The sequence below is a fragment of the Amorphoplanes digitatis genome (assembly GCF_014205335.1).
Classification (GTDB): Bacteria; Actinomycetota; Actinomycetes; order Mycobacteriales; family Micromonosporaceae; genus Actinoplanes; species Actinoplanes digitatus.
Genome location: NZ_JACHNH010000001.1, coordinates 3,601,918 through 3,625,397, shown reverse-complemented (window position 1 = coordinate 3,625,397; position 23,480 = coordinate 3,601,918). Strand labels below are relative to the sequence as shown.

Sequence of the window (23,480 nt, the reverse complement as noted above, 5' to 3'; positions counted from 1 at the left end):
GATCGGTCGAAAAGCGCCCCCGTCAGCCGCAGTCCCCGCCGAACACCGGACGGCGGCCGACCGTGTACTTGCAGCCGAAGTCCGGCGCGGCGACGGCACGCCGGTCGAGGATCGCGTCGCCGCCCGGCCGGTGCCCCGTGCGTACCCATCGGATCAGGTCGTCGAAGGCCTGGCGCAGCTCAGGCTGGGTGAAGTCGCAGTGGCCGACGCCGCGGATCGCCCGCGACACGAACAGCTTGGACCGCCCGTGCAGCGCGGCGCGCCGCGCGTAGACCTGCTCCATCGAGAACGGTACGAACAGGTCGCCGATGTCGTGCAGCGACAGCACCGGCACGGGCGGCCGGCCGTCGACCCGTGGAATCCCGTCCAGGCCGTTGCTGGCCCGGTCGGTCGGTGTCACCCGCAGCACCTGGGCGTTGAGCCGCCATTCGGCCGCCGTCGGCCACCGGTCGGTGCTCCGGTAGAACTCGTGGCGGTTGCCGGTGACGTTGCCCTCGGCGATGCCGATCGTGCCGCCGTTCAGCCCCGGGTAGACGCCGAACAGGAACGGCATCCGCAGCGCGGGGTCCGACGCCGTCGCGGTGTTCCAGTAGGCGAACGCGCCGGCGAAGCCGGGCCGCACCCCGCCGCTGCGCCGCTCGAGCACGGCCGACCAGGTGCGGCCGGCGTCGGTGAGCGTCGGCGGCCGGCCGACGGCCAGGCCGAGCGCGGGCAGGATCCGGTCGACCTGCGACTGCCACGGGCCGGGCTCGACCGGGAACGCGGTCTCGACGCCGGACAGCGCGGCCGCGGTGACCCCGGCGTCGAGGAAGTAGTCGAAGAGCTCGGTGTCGCCCAGCACGCCGCAGTAGGGCATCGCCGCGGAGAACGCCTTCGGGTACTCCTCGACGGCGACCGCGGTGATGTGACCGCCCATCGACTTGCCGGTCATCAGGACCGAGCGGGCACGCTTCGAGGTGACCTCCCGGAACAGCCCGATCAGCGCGTGCGAGTCGCGGACGCCCTGGCCGACGTCGTAGCCGTTGGTCTGGTAGCTGGAGGCCGCCCAGGCGAACCCGCCGGCGATGTAGTGTGCCCGCAGGTCCGGGCTGTCGACGTAGACGACCCGGCCGGTGCCGCGGTAGCCGTGCGCGAAGACGACGAGCTGACCGTTCCAGGACCGGGGCACCTCGATCCGGTACGCCGCGCCGTCGCGGATGCCGGCGTACACATCGGAGTCCGGCGTGCCGGCGAACGGCGTGCCGTCCGGGTCGCAGGCCGGGTCGGCGACGAGATAGCCGGGCTGGGTCGTGCTGGCGACGGGCGCGGCGCAGGCGGCGGGCGCCGCCGAGGCCGGCGACGCGAGCACGCCGAGGAGCAGGATCGGCGCGAGCATCTGTACGAAATGTTTCCGGTTGAGGTCCACGGCATTACCTCCCGGTAACACTCAATGGCCCGGACCCTTCCCTGTCAAGGCCGGTGGTTTCGCCGATGTGTCCGGACGACCTCCCGCCAAAGACTGACGTTCGTCGATCCCGCCCCACCTGAGGAGAGTCCGACGTGCAGTCACCGTCCATCCCCGCCCGCCACCGGGCCCGCCGGTTGTTCGTCACCGCGGCCGTCACCCTCACCCTGGTCGCCGGTTCCCTCACCGGCGCGAGCGCCGCACAGGCCGCCAACCCGTACGAGCGCGGGCCGGCGCCCACCGTCGCCGCCCTCGAGGCGAGCCGCGGCCCGTTCGCCACCGCGCAGCAGTCCGTCTCCTCGACCGTCTCCGGCTTCGGCGGCGGCATCATCTACTACCCGACCAGCACCAGCGAGGGCACGTTCGGCGCCGTCGCGATCTCGCCCGGCTACACCGCCTCTTGGTCGAGCATCAGCTGGCTCGGCCCCCGGATCGCGTCGCACGGCTTCGTGGTCATCGGCATCGAGACGAACTCGGTGCTGGACCAGCCCGGCTCCCGCGGCGACCAGTTGCTCGCGGCGCTGGACTACCTGACCAGAACCAGCTCGGTGCGTACCCGGATCGACGCCTCGCGGCTCGCGGTGGCCGGCCACTCGATGGGCGGCGGCGGCAGCCTCGAGGCCGCCCGGTCCCGGCCGTCCCTGCAGGCGGCGGTGCCGCTGGCGCCGTGGAACACGACCAAGTCCTGGTCGACGCTGCGGGTGCCGACGCTGATCATCGGCGGGGAGAGCGACAGCGTGGCGGCCGTCTCGTCGCACTCGATCCCGTTCTACAACAGCATCCCGGCGTCGGCGGAGAAGTCCTACCTGGAGCTCAACAACGCCAGCCACTTCTTCCCGCAGACCACCAACACGCCGACCGCCCGGCAGGCGGTCGCCTGGCTGAAGCGCTTCGTCGACGACGACACCCGCTACGACCAGTTCATCTGCCCGGGGCCGAGCGGCTCGGCCATCTCCGACTACCGCAGCACCTGTCCGCTGTCCTGAGCGCGTACACATATCGGGGTCGGCGGGATCGAATCCGCCGGCCCCGGCCGCGCGCGGGGGTAAGAATCCAGGGGAGGACGAACCCCGACGGAAGGCACCCGCGATGCCGGACTACCCCGGACTGATCACGCCGGTCGACCACATGGAGCCGGTGCCGCGCCGGGTCCGCGCCACGCTCGGCGGCCGCGTCGTGCTGGACACCACCCGCGCGGTGTACCTGTGGGAGATCGCGCCGTACCCGCAGTTCTACATTCCCGCGGCGGACATCGACCCGGACGTGCTCGTCGACGAGGACCACGTGGAGAAGCTGCGCCGCGGCACCGCCCGCCGGTTCGGGCTGCGGGCCGGCGAGATCAGCCGGGCCGCCGCCGGCCGGGTGTACACGCAGGACAGCCTGCCCGGCCTCGCCGGGCTCGCGCGGCTGGACTGGGCGGCGCTGGACTCCTGGTTCGAGGAGGACGAGGAGATCTTCGTGCATCCGCGCAACCCGTACGCGCGGGTCGACGCGCTGCGCTCCACCCGGCGGGTACGGGTCGAGCTGGAGGGCCTGCTGCTGGCCGAGTCGGCGTCGCCGGTGATGGTCTTCGAGACCGGGCTGCCGACCCGCTACTACCTGAACCGCGGGGAGGTCGACTTCACGCACCTGCGGCCGAGCGCGACGATCACCGCGTGCCCGTACAAGGGGCGGACCACCGGGTACTGGTCGGTCGAGGCCGGCGGCACCACCCACGCCGACCTGGCCTGGTCGTACGACTTCCCGACGCGCGACCTGTACCCGATCGCCGGGCTGATCAGCTTCTACAACGAGAAGGTCGACATCCGGCTCGACGGCGTACCGCTGGAGCGCCCCTCCACACCCTTCAGCTAACGCGGGCGCAGATAGCGGCGCAGGTCCCGGGTGTCGCCGGTGACCGGGCGGACCGCCAGGATGCAGGTGTCGTCGTCCGGGTTGGCCTGCCGCAGCCGGCTCAGCAGCTCTGCGAGGGGCTGGCGCGGCGCCACCGCGACCGACTCGTCGACGGTACGGATCACCGCCGCCAGTCCGTCGTCGAGGCCGCGGTGGCGGTGCTCGACCAGGCCGTCGGTGTAGAGCAGCAGCAGGTCGCCGAGCTCCAGCCGCAGGGTCGCGCACTCGTACCGGGCGTCCTCGACGACGCCGAGCATCGGGCCCGCGGGCCGGCGCAGCGGCGCCGTGCGGCCGCCCCGGCTCAGCAGCGGCGGCGGGTGCCCGGCCTGCGCCCAGGTCAGCCGGCGCTGCTCCGGGTCGTAGCGGGCCACGATCGCGGTCGCGGCGGTCTCCGGGCGCTCGCGGTCCAGCTCGCAGGTGAGCCGGTTCAGGTGGCCGAGCAGGAACGCGGGATCGGTGGTGGTCACCGCGAGCGCGCGCAGCGAGTAGCGCAGCTGCGCCATCGTCGTCGCCGCCTGGGTGCCGTGGCCGGCCACGTCGCCGACGGCCAGCAGCACCGAGCCGTCGCGCAGCGCCGCCGCGTGGAACCAGTCGCCGCCGACCAGGCACTCCTGGCCCGCCGGCAGGTAGCGGACCGCGACCTTGACGCCGGGAAGCTCGATCGGGCAGTCCGGGATCGGCAGGATGATCTCCTGTAGCCGGGCCGCCAGCTCGTGCTCGGCGTGCAGGCTGCGCCGCTGCTCGTCGAGCTGCTCCTCGACGTCGGCCAGCCGCCGCAGGCTCGTCTCCCGGACGGTGACGTCCTGCACGATGCCGAAGATCCGCAATGGCCGCCCGGCGCCGTCGCAGACCGCGTCGGCCACCGTACGCAGGTATTTGATCCGTCCGTTGATCCTGATCCGGTACGTGACGTCGACCCGCTCGGAGCGCCCGAACGCCGCCATCGCGGCGAGCCGCAGCGGCCGGTCCTCCGCGACCTCGAGCGCCTCGGACTCCGCGCGGGTCAGCGGGCCGAGCGCCGGGTCGCGCTCGTAGATCCGGTACAGCTGCGCCGACCAGCGCACCTCGTCGCTGACCAGGTCCCACTCGGCCCACCCGAGGTTGCCCAGCCGCTCGGTGACGGCGACCCGGTCGCCGCCGGCCGGCCCGCCGGGCGCGTCGGCAGGCTCCGCGACGTCCAGCATGCTCACCACGCCCGTGGCAACGTCGACGACGTCGCGGTTCTGCTCCGTGGCCATCCGCAGCAGGTGCCGGTGCGCCTCGGAGAGCCGGCAGCGGGTCCGGCCGGCGAGCAGCCCGACGGCCCGGTCCACGATGGCGCGGCCGTTCTCGGCGGAGGCCGGGCGCGTCGCGGTCCGCACGCTCCCCCTCGCCTCGAGGTAGGCCTGCTGCCCGCCGCCCATGCCGCTCCCGCCTGCTGAAATCCGCCGATCCGTATCCCTGCATACGCCAGTGCGACACGCGGCGTCATCCCCCGTTCACCTCCCCCTACATCCCACCTGCGGCGCACCGGGTACAGGTCACCCGGAAGGGCGACCGGGCCCGCCTGGCCGTCCGGCGGCGGCACCCGGCCGCCCGGCGCGCCGGGCTCGCCGAACGTACGAACGGGCCGCGCGGCGGCCGCGGTCACACGCCGGAAACAGCCGTGCCCGATCATGGACGGATGGACCTCGACGGCGCGCGGCGGATCGGCTACCGCGTCGAGCAGACCTTCCGGTACGCCTACGACGCACCGGTGACCGCCCTCGCCCAGCGCCTCGTCGTGGTGCCCCGGCGCCGCCACGGCGATCAGTACCGGCGCGCACACCGCCTGACGGTGACCGGCGCGGCGCACGCGCGACGGGACCGGCTGGACTCGGCGGGCAACACGGTGGTGCGGGTGGTCGCCGCCCGGGTCGAACGGGCCGTCGAGTTCCGGCTCACCGCGGACCTGGAGCGGGTGGCCGGCGACGGCCCGCCGACGCTGCCGCTCGCGGCGCTGCACGACCCCCGGCTGCTGCGCCCCACCCGGCTGACCGCGCCGGACGAGGCCGTGCGGGAACTCGCGGCCCGCTGCCGGGCCGCGGACGCCGAGGAGCGGGCCGGCCGGGCGTGCGAGGTCGCGCACGCGGCACTGGCCTACGGGTACGGCGCGACGACGGTCAGCACGACCGCCGCACAGGCGCTGGCCGGCGGCACCGGCGTCTGCCAGGACTCGGCGCACGTGATGCTCTCGATGTGCCGCGTGCTGGGCCTGCCCGCCCGGTACGTCTCGGGCCACCTGATCGGCCAGGGCGGCACGCACGCGTGGGTGGAGGTCCTGGTGCCGTGCGGCGACCGGGCGGTAGCGCTCGCCTTCGACCCGTGCCACGGCCGCCCGGCCGGCAACGGCTACGTGACGGTGGCGGTCGGCCGCGACTACGCGGACGTGGCACCGACCTCAGGCACCTACGTCGGCGCACCCGGCGGCACCCTCACCGGCACCCGCACCGTCACCGTGACCAGCGTCGACCGGGAGCCGGTGCGGGCGTCCTAAAGCTCGAAGAGTTCGCGCATCGCCTCGGCGAGGCGGGCCATGCTGGCGCCGGTGACCATGCCGATGCGCTCCGCGCCGACCGAGGCCGGTAGGCGGCGCATGCGGTTGACCACCACGACGCCGGTGATCGGGTCCTGTTCGGTGAGGGCGACCGCGTACGGCGGCAGCTCGGTCGCGCCGCGCTGCCGCACGATCGGGGCGCAGAACGGCGACGGGTTGGTGCGCTCGTTGTAGCTGTCGCTGGAAAGCACGAGGACCCGGTAGCGCAGGTCGGTGCGGCTGCCGATAGTCCAGATCTCGCCGCGTTTCACGCGCCGAGCGTACCGTCGGACCGATCTTCGGTGCCCGGCGCGTCGGGCGCGGCGTGTGCGTGTCGTCCGGCCGGCCGCGGCGTGCCGGATTTCGCCGGGGATCGAGACGTCCGGCGCACCCCTGAACCCCCGGCGTGGTGGACACGTAACAATGGGCGCGACGGCTTGCGACGCCGTGGGGTGCCCGACCCGGCGCACGCATGGAGGAAGGACGTTCATGACGGAAAAGGCCCAAATCGGGGTAACCGGCCTGGCGGTGATGGGCCGGAACCTGGCCCGCAACTTCGCCCGCCACGGCCACACGGTGGCCCTGCACAACCGCAGCTATTCCCGGACCAAGGAACTGGTCGAGGAGTACGGCCACGAGGGCGCGTTCATCCCCTCGGAGAGCGCACAGGACTTCGTCGCGAGCCTGGAGCGCCCGCGGCGCGTGGTGATCATGGTCAAGGCCGGCACGGCGACCGACGCGGTCATCGACGAGTTCGCGCCGCTGCTCGAGCCCGGTGACATGCTCATCGACGCCGGCAACGCGCACTTCGCGGACACCCGGCGGCGCGAGGCGGCGCTGCGGGAGATGGGGCTGCACTTCGTCGGCACCGGCGTGTCCGGCGGCGAGGAGGGTGCCCTGCACGGCCCGAGCATCATGCCCGGCGGCTCCAAGGAGTCCTACGAGTCGCTCGGCCCGCTGCTCGAGGACATCTCGGCGAAGGTCGACGGCGAGCCGTGCTGCGTGCACGTCGGCCCCGACGGCGCCGGCCACTTCGTCAAGATGGTGCACAACGGCATCGAGTACGCCGACATGCAGCTCATCGCGGAGGCGTACGACCTGCTCCGCGCCATCGGCGGGCACTCGCCGGCCGAGATCGCGGAGATCTTCAAGGGCTGGAACGAGGGCCGGCTTGGCTCGTACCTGATCGAGATCACCGCCGAGGTGCTCAAGCAGGTCGACGCCGAGACCGGTAAGCCGTTCGTCGACATCGTGGTCGACCGGGCCGAGCAGAAGGGCACCGGCCGCTGGACCGTGCAGGCCGCCCTCGACCTGGGCGTGCCGGTCTCCGGCATCGCCGAGTCGGTGTTCGCCCGTGCGCTCTCGGGCGACCCCGAGGTCCGCGCCGCGGCGGCCGGGCTGCCCGGCCCGTCGGCCGTGGCCGGCGCCGGCGGCGCCGACCTGCGCGCGGACGTCGAGCAGGCGCTGTTCGCGTCGAAGATCGTCGCGTACGCGCAGGGCTTCCAGCAGATCCAGGCGGCCAGCAAGGAGTACGGCTGGGACATCGACCCGGGCGCCATGGCCAAGATCTGGCGGGACGGCTGCATCATCCGGGCCAAGTTCCTCGACTTCATCAAGCAGGCCTACGACAAGAACCCGTCGCTGGCCACGCTGCTCGTCGACGACTACTTCCTGGACGCCGTCAGCGGCGCGCAGCAGGCGTGGCGGCGGGTCGTCGCGACGGCCGCGCAGCAGGGCATCCCCGCGCCGGGCTTCGCGTCGGCGCTGGCGTACTACGACGGCCTGCGTGCCGAGCGCCTGCCGGCCGCCCTGATCCAGGGGCAGCGCGACTTCTTCGGCGCGCACACGTACCACCGGATCGACAAGGAGGGCGCCTTCCACACCATGTGGGGCGCCGACCGCAACGAAGTACCCGCGTAGCGCCGCGGACCCGGCCCGGCCTCGCGCCGGGCCGGGCCGTCACGCGGCGGCGACCGCCCGGGCGGCCGCGGCCATCATGGCGGCCATCTCGTCCGGGAGCAGCGGCTCGGCCATGTGGTAACCCTGGCCCAGCCGGTAGCCCATCGTGCGCAGCTTCTCCATCTGCGCGGCCGTCTCGATGCCCTCGGCGACGGCGTACAGGTCCAGGTACTCGGCGAGCTGGGCTACGGCAGCGGCCACCGCGAGCCGGCCGCGGTCCTCGCCGTCGCAGATGCCGTCGACGAACGACTTGTCCAGCTTCAGCACGTCCACCGGGAAGGCCCGCAGCAGGCTCAGGCTGGACTGGCCGGTGCCGAAGTCGTCGAGCGCCAGGCGTACGCCCATCTCGTGCAGCGCCTGCAGGGTCTCGCGGACCTGCCGGCCGTCGAGCACCGAGGACTCGGTGACCTCGAGGACCAGGTTCGCCGGCATCAGCCGGGCGTCGCTGAGCACCGCCGCGACCTCGTCCACGAAGCCGGCCTCGCGCAGCTGGCGTGCGGCGACGTTCACGTTGATGGACTGGATCGAGGCGGAGCCGTACTCGGCCTGCCACGCGTTGAGCTGCTCACACGCCTCGCGCAGGACCCAGGAGCCGAGCGGAACGATAAGGCCGGAGCGCTCGGCGACGCCGATGAAGTCGCCCGGCGGCACGTTGCCGCGGACCGGGTGCCGCCAGCGGACCAGCGCCTCCGCGCCGGCGATCCGGCCGGTGACGATGTCGAAGACCGGCTGGTACCGCAGGTACAGCTCGTGCCGGATGATCGCGTTGTGCAGCTCGCTGCCGAGGCGGGCGTGGCTGACGACCTCGTTGCGCATCCGCGGCTCGAAGCGGGCCCAGGTCGCCTTGCCACCGGCCTTTGCCTCGTTCATCGCGATGTCGGCGTTGCGCAGCACCTCGTCGGCGCTGTCGCCCGGGCCGGCCAGGGCGACGCCCATGCTGGCGTGCGCGAGGAGCTGGTGCTCGCCGACCCGGAACGGCACGGCCAGCGCGGCCAGGACGCGGGCGGCGGCCTCCTCGGCCGCACCGGCCTCGTCGACGTCGAGCAGCACGGCGAACTCGTCGCCGCCGAGCCGCGACGGCAGGTGGCTGACCGCGCTGTGGTTGCGCAGCCGCTGGGCGATCTCGAAGAGCAGCTGGTCGCCGACGGCGTGGCCGATCGTGTCGTTGACCAGCTTGAAGTCGTCGATGTCGAGCACCAGCACGCTCGCGGGCAGGTGCGCGTCGAGGCGCTCGGCCAGCACCGTGTTGAACTGGGCCCGGTTGGCCAGGCCGGTGAGCCGGTCGTGCATCGCCTGGTGCTCCAGCTCGGCCTGCTGGCGGCGGATGCCGACCAGCAGCTGGTCGTGGTCGCGCAGGCCGAGCAGCTGGCGGGCGGCCACGAACGCCGCGATCAGCACGGCGCCGATGATGACGACCCGGTGATGCGGGTCGACCTGACGGGCCGCGACGGTGATCACCAGGGCCGCGGTGCCGACGACCGCGGCCAGCGGCAGCACGTCGTATACGCTGCGCGTCGTCCGCTCGGCGGCGGGGCGGTCCAGCGCGCGCTGCTGCCGGTACGCGGCAAGCGTCATCGCCGCGCCGACGACGGGTATGCCGAGCACTGAAATGATCACTCGCCCGGTGTGCCCGCCGGCGATCAGGAGTACCGAGGCGGCCACCGCGACGAGCGACGGCGCGGCCAGGATCCGGAGCGACAGCGAGTCGACGACGCTGGCCGGGCTCATCGCCGCCCGCCTGATCACGACAAGGGCGACCAGGGAACCGACGCCGAAGACGGTGGCACAGCTGCGGGCGGCCGCGGTGACCGACGGGTCGGCGAGGTCGAGAATGACGTACCAGTAGATCAGGCCGCCGCCCGCCGCGACGGTGGCGCCGTCGAGGACGAGCTGCGTCCAGCGCGACCAGGATCGCCGCTCGAGCGGCAGCCGCAGGAACGCGAGCACGAACATGGCGACACCGAGCAGGAGCGGCGCGGCCGCGTACAGCGACAGGCCGGGATCGCTCTCGACGAACGCGCCGACCGAGCCGATCCCGATGCAGATCGCCGCCCGGGACAGCAGCCGCCAGAAGGCGCGGATCGGGCGCGGCACGACGATCAGCGAGCCGATCCGCCGGCAGGCCACGTACGCCGCCAGCATGGCCACCGGCCCGCCGGCGTACCCGGGCAGCACGGAACCGCCGTCCCGCACCGCCAGCCAGCCGATCACCCCGGCCACCGCCGCCAGCGCCGCCGCGACGGGTAGCAGGCCCGGGCGGGCACGCCGAGGCGCACGCCTGCGTCCTACCCGTCTCTCGGCCGCCCTCATGGCTACGTTCGACTCCCCGTACTGTCGCTGGTCATGTCGGCTGGTACTGGCGCAATACCCAGTCGGCGAACCTGAGGAGAAGCTGAGTCTTCCGGCGCCCGGCGCGACGCGCTTCCCCCTTTGGATATAGGTGCGCGTCGGTCCGCGGGCCGACGCGGTGCCTGGCCACGGCCGTCTAGGGTCGATGTGTCATGAAGCGCTTCCGGGTCTGGCTCCTGCCGCTCGCCCTCGCCGCCGCGCAGCTCGCGATCTGGCCCGGCGCCGCCGATCCGCCCTCCGCCGCCGCCACGGTGACGGGCGCCGCGGTCACGCTCGTCGTCGCGGTCGCGCTGCTGTGGCGGCGCTCGGCGCCCCTGGCGGTGCTGGGGGTCGTGACGGTCGCCCTGACCGTCGGCGCGCTCGGCGTGCCAGCCGACGTGCTGGTGCTGATCGGCACCGCGGACGTGATCGTGCTCTACAACGTCGCGGTGCTGCGCCCGTGGCGGCTCACGCTGGCCGCCGCGGCCGGCACGATGGCGTGGCAGTGCGCCATGATCGCTATCGGCCCGCCGGACCCCGACCTCGGCTATCCGGTCGAGGTCGTGCTCACGCTCGCCGCGTACTCGATCGTGGTGGCCTTCGGCCGGGCCCGCCACCACTGGCACGCCGAGCGCGCGGGCGCGGCGGCCCGGCTGGCCGAGGCCGAACAGCGGCGGGCCCGGGCCGCCGACACCGAGCGGCACCGGCTGGCCCGCGAACTGCACGACGTCACCGCACACCACCTGACCTCGATCGTCGTCATCGCGTCGGCGGCGCAGCGCCTCGGCGGCACCCGGCCCGAGCTGGTCGCCGAGGCCCGCGACTTCGCGGCCCGGACCGGCCGCGACACCCTGGCGGCGCTGCACCGGCTGGTCGCCCTGCTGCGGCTGCCCGACGAGCGCCCCGGCCCGGCGGCGCGGCGCCTGGCCGAGCTGGCGGAGGGCTTCCGGCTGCTCGGCCAGCCGGTGACGGTGGAGGCCGGTCCCGGCGACCCACCCGGACCGGCGGCGGACGCGGCCGTCGGCATAGCCCGGGAGGCGTTGACAAACGCCCTGCGGTACGCGCCCGGCGGCGCCGTCCGGATCCGGCTCGCGACCGCGGACGGCCGCACCGAGCTGACCGTCGACGACGACGGCGCCCGGGGGCCGGGCGTGACCGGCGTGGGCTCCGGGCGCGGCATCGCAGGCATGCGGGAGCGGGCCGCGGCGCTCGGCGGCACCCTGACAGCCGGGCACCGCCCGGAGGGCGGGTGGCGGGTCCGGCTGGTCCTGCCGCCGGCGAGCGCCGCACCGCCGGCCCGGGCGCCCCGGTGGCGCCTCGGCGCCGAGCAGGTCATCGACGTGATGCTGCTCCTGCTGGCGATGATCCTGCCGTTGAGCGTGCTGCTCGCCGCGGACGACGATCCCGCGGTGACCCGGGCGCCGGTCGCGCTGCTGCTGATCGTCGTGCTCGCCAGTTCGGTCCCGATCGCCTTGCGCCGGAGCCGGCCCTGGGCCGTGCTGGCCGTCGTCACCGCGGCGTCGTGGGCCTGGCCGCTGCTGATCGTCGCCGGCCTGGTGCCGTATTCGCTCGGCTGGCTGATCGCCACCTGCCTGGTCGCCGAGGTCATCGCCGTGTACGCCGTGGCCCGCTACGCCCGCGGTCCCGGCCTGAGCGCGCTCTCGATACCGGCCGCGCTCACCGCGGCGGTGCTTGCCGCCGCCGCCGTGCTGGTCATGGAGCCGTCGATGGGCGACGGTGAGATACCGCCGGTGGTCGCGTTGCTGATCATGTCCGTGTTCCTGTGCGTCCCGATCGGCGCCGCGGCCGGCGGTGCCTGGCTGGCCGGGTTCCTGGTCCGCCGCCGGCACGGCCGGATCCTCGCCGGTGAGCACGACGCGGTGGCCGCCGCGACCGCGCAGGCGATCGCCGCGGCCGCCGCCGAACGGGCCCGGGTGGCCGCCGGGCTGCGCGCCGCCGTCCTGCGCGACACCGCCCGGGTGGCGACCGCCGCCGACGAGGGCGACCTGGATCAGGTGCTGGACTCGGCCCGGGCCGCGCTGGACGCGATGCGCGGGCTGCTCGACGGCCTGCGCGCCGACCCGGGCCGCGACCCGGTCGAACGCGACCCGCAGCCGACCGTCGCGGCCCTGCCCGGCCTGGTCGAGCGGTGGCGCGCGGGCGGCCGGGAGGTGGGGCTGGAGCTGCGCGAGCCGGGCCGCCCGCTGCCCGCGGACGTGGACCTGTCCGCGTTCCGGGTGGTGGAGCTGCTGCTCGCCGGCGACACCGGCCCGGTGAGCGTGCGGGCCGACCTCGCCGGTGATCCGCTGCGCATCGCCGTACGGCCGATGCCCGCGGATCCCGGCGGCGAGGTCGCCGCGGGGCTGCGCGCCCGGCTGGCCGCCGTCGGTGGAACGATGATCACCGGCGCGGACGGCGGGCCGGAGTTCCTGCTGCCGGCGCCGCCGAATCCGGGCGGGAACCGCCCGGATGAGCAACGGAGTGCGGAGGTGGCGTCATCGCCGTCCGGGTGATGGTCGTGGACGACCAGCTGATGATCCGCGCCGGGATCTCCGCGATCGTCGGCGCGGAGGACGACCTCGAGGTCGTCGGCGAGGCCGGCGACGGGCAGGCCGCGCTCGATCTCGCGGCCCGGTTACGACCCGACGTGGTGCTGATGGACGTCCGCATGCCCGGCATGGACGGCCTCACCGCCACCGCGCTGCTGACGGCCGCCGATCCCCGCACGAAGGTCCTGGTCCTGACGACGTTCCACCAGGACCGGTACGTCTACGAGGCGCTGAAGGCCGGCGCCGCCGGCTTCGTGCTCAAGGACGTGCTCCCCGCCGACCTGCTCGCCGCCATCCGGGTCGTCGCCGACGGCGAGGCCATGCTCAGCCCCGCGGTGACCCGCCGGCTCATCGACGCGTTCGCCGACGGCGGGCTGACCGGGCCGGTCGAGCCCGGCCCGCGCCTGGCCGGGCTGACCCCGCGCGAGCGCGAGGTGCTGCTCGGCATCGCCTCCGGGCAGTCCAACGCCGAGATCGGCGCCGCGCTCGGCATCACCACCGGCACGGTGAAGGTGCACGTCAACGCACTGCTCGCCAAGCTCGGCGTCCGCGACCGGGTGCAGGCGACGATCGCCGCCTACGACCTCGGCCTGGTCCGCCCTCGGACCTAGCCGGTGAGCGCCGCCGAGACGACCGCCCGGGCCTCCTCCTGGATCCGGGCCAGGTGCTCCGGGCCCTTGAACGACTCCGCGTAGATCTTGTAGACGTCCTCGGTGCCGGACGGGCGGGCCGCGAACCAGCCCGACTCGGTCGTCACCTTGAGGCCGCCGATCGGCGCGTCGTTGCCCGGCGCGCTGGTCAGCACGGCGGTGATCGGCTCGCCGTCCAGCTCCTTCGCGGTCACCTGCGACGGCGAGAGCCGGGCCAGGATCGCCTTCTCCTCGCGCGTCGCCGGCGCGTCGATGCGGGCGTACGCGGGATCGCCGAACTTCTCCGTCAGGTCCCGGTAGTGCTCGCTCGGGGTGTGCCCGGTGGTGGCCAGGATCTCCGAGGCGAGCAGGTCCAGCAGGATGCCGTCCTTGTCGGTGCTCCACACGCTGCCGTCGCGGCGCAGGAACGACGCGCCCGCGCTCTCCTCGCCGCCGAAGCCGATCGAGCCGTCGAGCAGCCCCGGCACGAACCACTTGAAGCCGACCGGCACCTCGTCGAGCGCGCGGCCCAGGTCGGCGGCGACCCGGTCGATCATCGAGGAGGAGACCAGCGTCTTGCCGATGGCCGCGCGCGCCGGCCAGTCGGTGCGCACCTGGAAGAGGTAGGAGATCGCCACCGCCAGGTAGTGGTTCGGGTTCATCAGGCCGCCGTCGGGGGTGACGATGCCGTGCCGGTCGGCGTCGGCGTCGTTGCCGGTGGCGAGCTGGAACTGGTCCCTGCGCGAGATCAACGACGCCATCGCGTACGGCGACGAGCAGTCCATCCGGATCTTGCCGTCCCAGTCCAGCGTCATGAAGCCGAACGTCGGGTCAACGTCCGGGTTGACCACCGTCAGGTCCAGGCCGTACCGGGAGCCGATCTCGCCCCAGTAGGCGACGCTGGCGCCGCCGAGGGGGTCGGCGCCGATCCGGATCCCGGCGTCGCGGATGGCCTGCATGTCGATGACCGAGCCCAGGTCACCCACGTAGGCGTCGAGGTAGTCGTAGCCGTCGACGAGCGCCGAGGCGCGGGCCCGCGCGATCGGCACCCGGCGCACGTCCTTGAGGCCGCTCGCGATCAGCACGTTCGCCCGGTCCTGGATCCACTTGGTGGCGTCGGTGTCGGCGGGGCCGCCGTGCGGCGGGTTGTACTTGAAGCCGCCGTCGTCCGGCGGGTTGTGCGACGGGGTGACCACGACGCCGTCCGCGACGCCGCTGGTCCGGCCCCGGTTGTGGCTCAGGATCGCGTGCGACAGCGCCGGCGTCGGTGTGTAGCCGTCGCGGCTGTCGATCAGCACCGTCACGTCGTTCGCGGCGAAGACCTCGAGGGCGGAGATCATCGCGGGCTCGCTCAGCGCGTGGGTGTCGCGGCCGAGGAAGAGCGGGCCGTCGGTGCCCTGATCCCGGCGGTACTCGACGATGGCCTGGCTGGTGGCGACGATGTGGTCCTCGTTGAACGCCGTGCGCAGGCTGGAGCCGCGGTGCCCGGAGGTGCCGAAGGCCACCCGCTGCTCGGCGACCGCGGGGTCCGGGTGCCCGGTGTAGTAGCTGAGGACCACCCGCGGGACGTCGATGGTGTCGCGCGAATCGGCGGGCGTGCCGGCGCGGGGATGCACGGACATCGAGGGCCTCCTTGAGGGGCGGGATCCTGCCCCGGGATCGTATCGTCGTGGCGTACCCGGTGCCGGGGACCCGTAAGCCGCCACGCGCGGATTGAACTTTTCCGGGCGGAGATCCGAACTAATGACCGTGACAGGGGCGGTGGCGGCCGGGGGGCCGCGGATGGTGCGCGTACTGATCATGCTCGTGATCGGTCTCGGCGTGCTGCTCGTCCCCGCCTCGCCCGCCGCCGCGCACGCGGCGATGCTGACCGCCACGCCCGAGCCCGGCAGCGTCGTGGCCACCGCGCCGAGCGAGATCACCATCACCTTCACCGAGGGCATCACCCCGGTCACCAGCCGCACCCAGGTGCTGGCGCCGGACGGCAAGCGGATCACCGGCGAGGTCACCGCGGACGGGCCGACGCTGCGGATCAAGATCCGCCGCGCGGACCGGCCGCTCGGCACCTACCTGGTCAGCTACCGGATCGTCTCGGCCGACAGCCACCCGATCGGCGGCGCGCTGACCTTCTCCGTCGGCGCGCCCTCGGCGCGACCGCCGGAGAGCGACCCGGACCGGGTGCACGGCACGGTCACGGCCGCGGTTCCCACCCTCAAATTCCTCGGGTACGCCGGACTGACACTGATCATCGGCCCCGCCCTGCTGCTGGCGCTGCTCTGGCCACGGCGGGTGTCCCGGCGCGGGCCGATCCTGCTGGTCCGCGCCGGCCTGGCCGCCACCACGGCGGCGACGCTCGGCGCGCTCTGGACGCAGGCGCCGTACGCCAGCGGCGCGCCGCTGTGGGACGTCTCCGTCACCGAACTCGCCGACGTGCTGGCGAGCCCGTTCGGCCTCACGCTGCTCGGCCGCCTCGCGGCGCTGGCCGTGGTCGCCGCCCTGCTGCCGCCGGTGCTGCGCGGCAGCGGCGCCCGGTGGCGCCGCCTGGCCCTGCTCGGCGCCGGCGTGGCCGGGCTCGTCACGTGGCCGCTGACCGGGCACGCCGCCGAGGCGCCGCTGACCGGCGCGATCGTCGCCGCCGACGTGGTGCACCTGGCCGCGATGGCGACCTGGCTCGGCGGGCTGGTCACGCTCAGCGTGTTCCTGCTGCGCCGGGCACACCCGCGGGTGCTCGGGGTGATCCTGCCGGCCTGGTCGCGCTGGGCGGCGATCGCCGTGGTGTGGCTGGTCGGCGCGGGCGTGGTGCAGGCGGTGGTCCAGGTCGGCTCGGCGAGCGCCCTGCTGGGCACGGCGTACGGGCGCCTGGTGCTCGCCAAGATCGCGATCCTGGCCGCGGCGCTGACCGCGGCCGCGTTCGCCCGGCGGCTGGTGCGCAGCGTGCAGGCCGGACCGGCCCGGCTGCGCCGCACGGTCGGGATCGAGGTCGCCGCGACCGTTGTCGTGCTCGGGCTCAGCGCGGTGCTGGTGCAGGTCACGCCGGGCCGCGGCGCCGCGACCGAGCGGGGCGCGAGCACCGAGAAGGGCGTCTCGCAGACGCTGACCTCGGACCTGTTCACGCTGCAGTTCTACGTGTACCCGGTCGAGCTCGGCGAGAACAACACGGTGCACGGCTTCACCTACACGCCGGAGGGCAAGCCGCTGCCGGCCGCGGAGTGGACCGTCACGAACCGGCTGACCGGCAACGACCTCGAGCCGGTCTCGGCGCCGATGCTGCCGCTGACGCCCCGCAACGACGCCGTCGGCGCGCTCACCTTCCCGCTGCCGGGCACCTACGAGCTGAGCTTCACCGTACGGGTGAGCGAGATCGACCAGGCGACCGTCCGGACGACGATCACGGTGCCGCAGGTTCGGACGGTGCCCTGACGGGGCAGAGAGAGTGCTTGTCGCGCGTCACAGGAGGCCGCCATGCACGTGTCCGTGATCGGCAATCCCGGCGACGCCGTGGTGGTGACCGTCCGCGGCGACCTCGACCTGGACTCCGCCACCGTCCTGGGCACCACGCTCGACCGCGTGCTCGACCAGCCGGCGCCGCGGGTCGTCGTCGACGTGTCCGGCATCGCCTTCTGCGACTCCACCGGGCTGGGCTCGTTCGTGCTCGGACACCACCGTGCGCGGGCCGCCGGCGGGTGGCTGCGGGTGGCCGCGCCCAGCGCCTGGCTGCTCGCCCTGCTGGAGACGGTCGGCCTCACGCCACAGGTCGAGATCTATCCCACCGTGGCCGACGCGCTCGCCACCGACCGGGACTTGTAACCTCGCGGCGTGCTCATCCTGCTGCCGCCGTCCGAGGGAAAGACCGCGCCCGCCGCCGGGGAACCGGCCGACCCCGCCGGCCTCTGGCTGCCCGGGCTCGCGGGCGCCCGGCGCCGGATCCTCGGCCGGCTCGTCACGGTCACCCGGCGCACCAGCGCGCGCGGCGTCGCCGACTCGCTCGCGATCCTCGGGCTCAGCGCCGGGCAGCACGGCGAGATCGCCCGCAACGCCGCGCTGGTCACCGCGCCCGCGGCGCCGGCGGCCGAGGTGTACACCGGCGTGCTCTACGAGGCGCTCGGGACCACCGGCCTCTCACCCGGCGCGCGCGCCTGGGTCGATGAGCGGGCCGTCGTGTTCTCCGGGCTGTGGGGTGTGCTGCGGCTGTCCGACCGGATACCCGCGTACCGCTGCTCCGTCGGGGTCACGCTGCCGGTGGTCGGCGGGCTCACCGCGTACTGGAAGAAGGCTCTGAGCCCGGCGCTGGACCGCGCGGCCGGGGACGGTCCGGTCCTCGACCTGCGCTCGGGCGCATATGCGGCGATGTGGGCGCCCTCGGGCGAGCTCGCCGGGCGCACGATGGCCCTGCGGGTGCTGCACGAGCGGGTCGTGGACGGCGAGCCGCGGCGCTCGGTGGTCAGCCACTTCAACAAGGCGACGAAGGGCCGGCTGGTGCGTGCCCTCGCCGAGGCGGGCGCGGCGCCCGCCTCGGTCGAGGAGCTGCTGAGCGTGCTGCGCGACCTGAAGTACACCGTCGAGGAGCGGCCCGTCGCGGCGGGCCGTCCCCGGCAGGTGGATGTGATCGTGCGCGAGCTCTGAGCGGCGCCTACTGCGCCGCGAGGATGTCGATGACGAAGCGGAGGTCGCCGCTCGGCCGGCCGCCCTCGGCCTTCTCGCCGTAGGCCAGGTCGGCCGGGATGTCGAGCTGGACCCGGCTGCCGACGGGTACCCCGACGAGGCCCTGGTCCCAGCCCTTGATGAGCTGGCCGACGCCGACCGGGAACTGGACCGGCTGGCCGTTCTGCCAGGACGAGTCGAACTCCTTGCCGTCGACGTAGGTGACGCCCGTGTAGTTGACCGTGACGGTCTGGCCGGCGACCAGCTTCGGGCCCTTGCCCTCGATCAGCGTGGTGACCTTGAGCTCCTTCACGTCGCCCTTGCCGGCCTCGACCACCGGCGGCTTCTGCAGCGCCGGGTCCAGCGCCGCCGGCGCGGCCTGGCTCGGCGGGGCCTCGGCGGGCGCCTGCGCCGCCGGCTGGGTGGCCGCGGGGGTGGGTGCCGCGGCCGGCTTGTCGTCGTCCGCCGCCTGGATGACGATATAGACGACGACCAGTATGACAATCACTGCCACGCCCGCGAGGGCGCCAATGATGGCCTGACCGCGGCGGCTGATGCCGGTCTTGTCCTGGACGCTCATCTGATCTCGACTCTCCTGTCGAACGGGGCTGTTGGGGAAGACTTCGGACACCGTACTCGCCGTTGACCTCCCGGCCGGGGCGAACCTCGGCCGAACCGCCGAGCCAGGTGATCAACCGGTCGGCCGGTAACTGATTTCGCTCTTCTCCGTCACTCAGGGAAAGTGAGACGGTATAGCTCCCCACAGGCACCAGGGCGGATGCTCGCCGCCGACACGACTCACACCAGCACAGCACTCGGGACACCCGCCCGGCCGCCACCGGCGGTTCGGCGCGCGCCCCGCGAACGACCGGGGAGGGTCGGTTGCCGGACGACGGCCGTACGACAGGTCGCCAGCCAGGGTCCGAGGGTCGCCCGCTGGGAGCGGGCCAGCAACGGCCCCACCCGGCGACCCCACGCTCCGGATACGGTTACCGCACCACGGGCCGCCGTGGCGCGTTCGTGCCACCGCAGCTGCTGGACGACCGGCAGCGCCGGCTCAGCGAGTTCCTCATGCCCGCCTCGGTGATCCTCGCCGGGGTGCTCATCGTGGTCGCCTTCGGCTTCGTCATCAGCGGAGCGGTCCGCAAGAACGAGCCCTCGGCGATTCCGCCGGTGCAGCCGCCGGCCCTGGGCGACGTGCCGCTCAACCCGGACAACCAGTTCCCGATCCCGCTGCCCAGCGCCTCCGACCTGCCCAGCCCGACGGACACGCCAACGACGACGCCGCCGACCACGCCGCCGACGACGCGCTCCAAGGTCCCCCCGCCGGACCAGGGCACGGTCAAGGTGGCCCGCCAGGACGTGCCGTCCCGGGTCGACCTCTCCGCCGAGGGCACCCGCGACTGGGTGCACTGGGGCGAGCAGAGCACGTTCTCGCTCGAGCGCCGCTCCGACGGCGACTTCGCCATCCTCGAGGGCCCGCCGACCGCGCCGCGCTTCCGGCACGGCTTCAGCCGGCAGCTGTTCAGCTGGCGCGGCGGCTCGCCGGTCGACAGCTCGGACGGCACCCCGACCGGCGTCCGCACCTGCGGCAAGGGCAACGGCTACACCATCTCGGCGCCGGCCACGACGTCGAACCGCACCCTGAAGCTCTACGTCGGCGCGCTGGCCGGCCGCGGCAAGCTGACCGCGCGCCTGTCGACCGGGAACGCCTCGGCGACCGGCACGTTCGAGGCGCGCGGCAACGGGCTGGACACCGCGGTCTTCGTGATCACGTACCGGGCGCCGAAGAACGGCAAGCTCAACCTGACCTGGACCACCGAGGCGGCCTTCAACGACGACTGCGGCGGCGTGTCCCTCGAAGCGGCCACCCTGCGCTGAGCGGCCCGGTGGCCGTTATGGCCTTCTTGCGGCTATCGTGGCCAACCGGGCAGCACGGATCCGTCGTGCGCCCAGCGCAGTCAGTACAGTGCCCCCGGGAAGAGTTGGGGTTCTACCGGGACGGGATGAGCATGACCGCGACAATTGACGAGTGCGCCGCGCCCGACGGCCACGCCGAGGCCGCGCCGCCGGACGTGAACCACGCCACGAGCATCGATCCCGAGCGCCTCGCCCTGTGCCTCGCCATCATCGCCGAGGCCGAGGAGCTCGACCCCGAACATCCGGACGCGGTCGCACTGCGGCGGGCGACAGCCGGCCTCTTCAAGTCGGTGAAGCTGCGCCGCCGCAAGGACCGTCGCGACGCGATCCTCGCCAACGACCGCGCGGTGACCGCCGCGACCGCGACCGGCGCGCCCAGCCGGATCGACGACGAGACCGCGGGCGTCCCGCTCTCCACCGCGACGACGGCACCGACCGCCGGCATCCTCAAGCAGCCGCGCGGCTGCTACATCTGTAAGCAGCGCTACGTGCAGGTCGACGCGTTCTACCACCAGCTCTGCCCCTCCTGCGCGGCGAAGAACCACAGCCACCGCGACGCCAGGACGGACCTGACCGGCCGGCACGCGCTGCTCACCGGCGGCCGCGCGAAGATCGGCATGTACATCGCGCTGCGCCTGCTGCGCGACGGCGCGCACACCACCATCACCACGCGGTTCCCGAACGACGCCGTGCGACGCTTCGCCGCGATGCCCGACAGCGCGGACTGGCTGCACCGGCTGCGGGTCGTCGGCATCGACCTGCGCGACCCCGCCCAGGTGGTCGCCCTGGCCGACTCGGTCGCGGCCCGCGGCCCGCTGGACATCCTGATCAACAACGCGGCCCAGACGGTACGGCGCTCGCCCGGCTCCTACTCGGCGCTGGTGTCGGCGGAGTCGGCGCCGCTGCCGGACGGCCCGCTTCCGGAGCTGGAGTACCTCGGCGGCCACGCCTCCCCCGCACACCCGGCGGCCCTGACCGACGGCTCGAGCTTCAGCCCGCACGCGCTGACGGCGCTGGCGCTGACCGGCGGCTCGGCCACCCCGGAACGGATCGCCGCCCTGACGGCGATCGACGCGGGCGGTCTGGTCCCGGACCTGGCACCGACGAACAGCTGGAGCGACCGCGTCCACGAGGTCGACGCCCTGGAACTGCTCGAGGTGCAACTCTGCAACGTGACGGCCCCGTTCGTCCTGGTCAGCCGCCTCCGCGCGGCGATGACGGCGTCGCCGCACCCGCGCCGCTACGTGGTGAACGTGTCCGCCATGGAGGGCGTGTTCGCCCGCGGCTACAAGGGCGCCGGCCACCCGCACACCAACATGGCGAAGGCCGCCCTGAACATGCTGACCCGCACCAGCGCCGACGACATGTTCGCCGACGGCATCCTGATGACCAGCGTGGACACCGGCTGGATCACCGACGAACGCCCCCACCCGACAAAGATGCGCCTGGCCGAAGAGGGCTTCCACGCCCCGCTGGACCTGGTCGACGGCGCGGCCCGCGTCTACGACCCGATCGTCCGCGGCGAACAGGGCGAGGACCTGTACGGCATCTTCCTGAAGGACTACGCCCCGATCGCCTGGTGAACCCCCGCCCGCCCCACCCCACTCATGGCCGAGGGCGGGATGCGGCCGATTGCCGTGATGAAGGTGAATCCGGCCAGGAACGGGCCGGCGGTCAGCCCGGACAGCCAGGCTCGGGCCCTGTCCTCGTCGAGGTGACCGGCCCGCCAGGCCCGCTCGGCGACCGCAGACATGCGCAGAATGGCCTCGGCGCTGCGATAGTCGCGGAACAGGGCGACGGTGGCGTCGACGGACTCCACGATGAACCCGGCGTCGTGCAGCAGCCGGCCCAAGCTGCGGCCGATGCCGGCGTTGCGAACCACGTGGCCGGTGACGAAGCGGGTGAAGGCCCGGCTGGTCGCGACGTCGGTGGCGTCGATGGCCAGGGTGTCCCAGTCCGGCTCGGCCAGCGCGACGCGACCTCCGCGTCGAAGCACCCGCCGCAGCTCGGCCACGGCCGCCGCCGGATCGTCCACGTGTTGCAACACCCGGTCGACGCGGGCCCGGTCGACGCTCGCCGGCCCGAGCGGCAGTGCGTGCGCGTCACCGGCCAGAATCTCGACGCCCGGCTCCGCGCGGGTTCGCCGCCGGGCCACTTCACGCATCCCGGCGTCCCGGTCCACGCCGATCACTCTGCCGTCCGGCCCGGCCGCCGCGACCATGGCGGAAAGGTCGGTGCCGGGCCCGCAGCCCACATCGAGCACGACGTGCCCCGACCCGATCCGCAACTCCCCCAGCAGCCGCCCCTTGTACCGCCGCCCGACATCACTCGCGGCGGCCTCGTCAAGGTAGGAGATCTGGCGCGCCACAGCTCTCGACCGACTCATCGCCGCAGCCAACCACAGCCGGTCGCGGCGATGGTGTGGCTCCTGTGCAGGTTCGGTGAAGATCGATCCCAACCCCACTCATGAGGAAGCGGACCGTCGTGCGGCACGTCCGTGGTCGTCCACCACTCGTTCCTGCCGCGGCCGGAGATCCGCCAGCGCCTCGACATCGACCACCAGCCGGCCGGCGAAGTCCCGCGACGAGGACAAGCCTGCGGGCGCCCCGCGGTGACAGCCGGGCGAGCACGCGCGCGAAGTCAGGGCCATGAGCTGGCTGCTTTTATGCTCGCTTAGTTGCGGACCGATTTAGATAGGCAAGCATTTCCGTCGTCAGCGTCAGGCCTCGATAAATTGGCATGATCTACATTGGTCGGGGAGGGAAAACTGTCAGCCGGCCCGAGATAATGAATACATGCAGCGGCAGCTTCAATTCTTCAGTCGCGGCGAATTGGCCGCCATGCGCGACCGCACCGCATCCCGCAACTACTCCCCCGAACGCGACCAGTTCCGCCGCGACCACGAACGACACCGCACCTGGGGCCTGACACAACGCCACGCCCGCCGCCTACGCCAACTACGCCACCGACCCGGCGAACACCCCACGCCAAACCCTGCCACGCCACGCACCACAACCCCGCCGTCGGCCCGGCCCCTCCACACCGAACAGACACCACACCCGACGCCGAACCACACCATCTCGACCCACCACGATCCGCCGCCGCTGCGACGCCGCCAGCAGCGCACCACACCCACAGACCAGGCCGAACCCGCCACGGCACACCACCCAGACACCGTCACCGACCAGACCGAACCGGCCGAGACCCACCGGCCGGACGAAGCCACCGAGCACACGGAACAAGCCGAGACACACCCGCCAGGCACGGCCGCTGGCCAGATGAAACCTGCCAAGACACACCAGCCAGAGAAGTCCGCTGACCAGCCGAAACCCGCCACAGCACAACAACCAAACAAGACCCCTGACCAGCCGAACCCGGCCGAGACACACCCGCCAGAGAAGTCCACTGACCAGCCGAAACCCGCCACAACACAACAACCAAACAAGACCCCTGACCAGCCGAACCCGGCCGAGACACACCCGCCAGAGAAGTCCACTGACCAGCCGAAACCCGCCACAACACACCAGCCAGACAAGACCCCTGACCCGATGAAGCCCGCCACA

General features: G+C 73.4%; 18 protein-coding genes. 11 read left to right on the top strand and 7 right to left on the bottom strand.

Annotated features, from left to right (window positions below; translation table 11 throughout):
• Positions 1-22 precede the first annotated feature (22 nt).
• A complete protein-coding gene (locus BJ971_RS15630) occupies positions 23-1,375 on the bottom strand; it encodes an alpha/beta hydrolase family protein (RefSeq protein ID WP_184993774.1) in 1,353 nt (450 codons plus the stop codon).
• Positions 1,376-1,581: 206 nt separating this feature from the next.
• On the opposite strand from BJ971_RS15630, the gene BJ971_RS15625 reads away from it, so the two are divergent.
• Both BJ971_RS15625 and BJ971_RS15620 read left to right on the top strand, forming a co-directional pair.
• Positions 1,582-2,430: an alpha/beta hydrolase family protein gene (locus tag BJ971_RS15625; RefSeq protein WP_221479409.1), complete on the top strand. Its 849-nt coding sequence runs from the start codon at positions 1,582-1,584 to the stop codon at positions 2,428-2,430.
• 103 nt (positions 2,431-2,533) lie between these two features.
• Positions 2,534-3,298: a DUF427 domain-containing protein gene (locus tag BJ971_RS15620; RefSeq protein WP_184993772.1), complete on the top strand. Its 765-nt coding sequence runs from the start codon at positions 2,534-2,536 to the stop codon at positions 3,296-3,298.
• Here the strand turns inward: BJ971_RS15620 and BJ971_RS15615 are convergent.
• Positions 3,295-4,698: a PP2C family protein-serine/threonine phosphatase gene (locus BJ971_RS15615; protein ID WP_239087224.1), complete on the bottom strand. Its 1,404-nt coding sequence runs from the start codon at positions 4,696-4,698 to the stop codon at positions 3,295-3,297. The two genes, BJ971_RS15620 and BJ971_RS15615, sit on opposite strands and share 4 nt — an antisense overlap.
• A 302-nt stretch (positions 4,699-5,000) precedes the next feature.
• Here BJ971_RS15615 and BJ971_RS15610 point away from each other — a divergent pair, with 302 nt between their 5' ends.
• Positions 5,001-5,852, top strand: a complete 852-nt coding sequence (locus BJ971_RS15610; protein ID WP_184993768.1) for a transglutaminase family protein — start codon at positions 5,001-5,003, stop codon at positions 5,850-5,852.
• Here the strand turns inward: BJ971_RS15610 and BJ971_RS42130 are convergent.
• Positions 5,849-6,163 carry a type II toxin-antitoxin system PemK/MazF family toxin gene (locus tag BJ971_RS42130; RefSeq protein WP_184993766.1) on the bottom strand — a complete coding sequence of 105 codons (315 nt, stop codon included), beginning with the start codon at positions 6,161-6,163 and terminating at the stop codon, positions 5,849-5,851. The genes BJ971_RS15610 and BJ971_RS42130 overlap by 4 nt on opposite strands.
• A 217-nt stretch (positions 6,164-6,380) precedes the next feature.
• Between BJ971_RS42130 and gnd the strand changes: the two genes are divergently transcribed.
• Positions 6,381-7,811, top strand: a complete 1,431-nt coding sequence (gene gnd / locus BJ971_RS15600; RefSeq protein ID WP_184993764.1) for an NADP-dependent phosphogluconate dehydrogenase — start codon at positions 6,381-6,383, stop codon at positions 7,809-7,811.
• Between the two features lie 39 nt (positions 7,812-7,850).
• Here gnd and BJ971_RS15595 read toward each other — a convergent pair whose 3' ends face one another.
• A complete protein-coding gene (locus BJ971_RS15595; RefSeq protein ID WP_184993762.1) occupies positions 7,851-10,160 on the bottom strand; it encodes a putative bifunctional diguanylate cyclase/phosphodiesterase in 2,310 nt (769 codons plus the stop codon).
• A gap of 191 nt (positions 10,161-10,351) precedes the next feature.
• On the opposite strand from BJ971_RS15595, the gene BJ971_RS15590 reads away from it, so the two are divergent.
• On the top strand, positions 10,352-12,691 hold the full coding sequence (locus tag BJ971_RS15590; RefSeq protein WP_184993760.1) for an ATP-binding protein: 2,340 nt from the start codon (positions 10,352-10,354) through the stop codon (positions 12,689-12,691).
• The gene (locus BJ971_RS15585) at positions 12,691-13,338 is read left to right on the top strand and encodes a response regulator (protein ID WP_221478787.1); all 648 of its coding nucleotides are present in this window, start codon (positions 12,691-12,693) and stop codon (positions 13,336-13,338) included. Before BJ971_RS15590 ends, BJ971_RS15585 begins: the two co-directional genes overlap by 1 nt.
• On the opposite strand, the gene pgm is transcribed toward BJ971_RS15585, so the two are convergent.
• Positions 13,335-14,978: a phosphoglucomutase (alpha-D-glucose-1,6-bisphosphate-dependent) gene (pgm, locus tag BJ971_RS15580; RefSeq protein ID WP_184993758.1), complete on the bottom strand. Its 1,644-nt coding sequence runs from the start codon at positions 14,976-14,978 to the stop codon at positions 13,335-13,337. The two genes, BJ971_RS15585 and pgm, sit on opposite strands and share 4 nt — an antisense overlap.
• Before the next feature lie 160 nt (positions 14,979-15,138).
• On the opposite strand from pgm, the gene BJ971_RS15575 reads away from it, so the two are divergent.
• Genes BJ971_RS15575 through yaaA form a run of 3 tightly spaced genes read left to right on the top strand, consistent with a single transcriptional unit; the run spans position 15,139 to position 17,979 of the window.
• A complete protein-coding gene (locus BJ971_RS15575) occupies positions 15,139-16,776 on the top strand; it encodes a copper resistance CopC/CopD family protein (RefSeq protein ID WP_184993756.1) in 1,638 nt (545 codons plus the stop codon).
• Positions 16,777-16,818: 42 nt separating this feature from the next.
• Positions 16,819-17,163, top strand: a complete 345-nt coding sequence (locus tag BJ971_RS15570) for an STAS domain-containing protein (protein ID WP_184993754.1) — start codon at positions 16,819-16,821, stop codon at positions 17,161-17,163.
• 9 nt (positions 17,164-17,172) lie between these two features.
• Positions 17,173-17,979, top strand: a complete 807-nt coding sequence (yaaA, locus tag BJ971_RS15565) for a peroxide stress protein YaaA (RefSeq protein ID WP_184993752.1) — start codon at positions 17,173-17,175, stop codon at positions 17,977-17,979.
• Positions 17,980-17,986: 7 nt separating this feature from the next.
• On the opposite strand, the gene BJ971_RS15560 is transcribed toward yaaA, so the two are convergent.
• Positions 17,987-18,577, bottom strand: coding sequence for an FKBP-type peptidyl-prolyl cis-trans isomerase (locus tag BJ971_RS15560; protein WP_184993750.1), 591 nt, complete (start codon positions 18,575-18,577; stop codon positions 17,987-17,989).
• A gap of 440 nt (positions 18,578-19,017) precedes the next feature.
• On the opposite strand from BJ971_RS15560, the gene BJ971_RS15555 reads away from it, so the two are divergent.
• Positions 19,018-19,878 (top strand): hypothetical protein, encoded by an 861-nt coding sequence (locus tag BJ971_RS15555; RefSeq protein WP_239087225.1) that lies wholly within the window; start codon positions 19,018-19,020, stop codon positions 19,876-19,878.
• A gap of 131 nt (positions 19,879-20,009) precedes the next feature.
• Positions 20,010-21,500, top strand: a complete 1,491-nt coding sequence (locus BJ971_RS15550) for an SDR family NAD(P)-dependent oxidoreductase (protein ID WP_184993746.1) — start codon at positions 20,010-20,012, stop codon at positions 21,498-21,500.
• Here BJ971_RS15550 and BJ971_RS15545 read toward each other — a convergent pair.
• Complete coding sequence (locus tag BJ971_RS15545; protein WP_184993744.1) at positions 21,479-22,303, bottom strand: methyltransferase domain-containing protein; 825 nt, start codon at positions 22,301-22,303, stop codon at positions 21,479-21,481. The genes BJ971_RS15550 and BJ971_RS15545 overlap by 22 nt on opposite strands.
• Positions 22,304-23,480 lie beyond the last annotated feature (1,177 nt).